The organism is Pseudomonas sp. 51_B (genome assembly GCF_017491595.1).
Classification (GTDB): domain Bacteria; phylum Pseudomonadota; class Gammaproteobacteria; order Pseudomonadales; family Pseudomonadaceae; genus Aquipseudomonas; species Aquipseudomonas promysalinigenes.
Map to the genome: position 1 here is coordinate 1 of NZ_JAFGYW010000222.1, position 500 is coordinate 500.

At 70.6% G+C, this 500-nt stretch carries 1 protein-coding gene; it reads right to left on the reverse strand.

Features of this window, described 5'->3' with window-relative positions; translation table 11 throughout:
* The coding region (locus J5M56_RS24515; RefSeq protein ID WP_207937999.1) for a type VI secretion system baseplate subunit TssF at nucleotides 1-500 on the reverse strand (500 nt) is incomplete at both ends.

The following is a 500-nucleotide window of genomic DNA, read 5'->3' on the forward strand; positions in this document are numbered from 1 at the left end:
CTTCAGATGATCGGCGTCGCCGAGCGACAGGAAGTTCAGCGCGAGATGGCTGATGGTGCGCCACAGCAGCGGTTCGCCGAGCGGCGGATCGAGCGGCGGGCTCACGGGCGCGATGTTGGCGAACGTGAAGCGCTCGGGCGAGCTGTCGGTCGCGCGGCACACGTCGCCGATCTTCAGGCGCCCGGGCAACGCGCCGTTCGTGCACGACAGGCCGATCGACAGCGTTTCCGTGGCGAGCGCCTCGCCGGGCGGGTAGGCGAGCGCCAGATGGAGATCCTGCCCGTGGCCGTCGAGCGCGGCGCGGCGAATCAGCTGGTAGCTCGCGGCGTTCGCGTCGTCGCCCGCGACGCCGAACGGCACGTAATGGCGGTCGACCGCGTGGCCGGGGCGGTAGCCGATCACGCGGTCGACCGAGTAGATCCGGTAGTGGCCCGACGTGTCGCCTTCGGGCTGCAGCCGGTAATCGGTCGCGCGATGCTCGTGCTGGATCGGCACCGCTT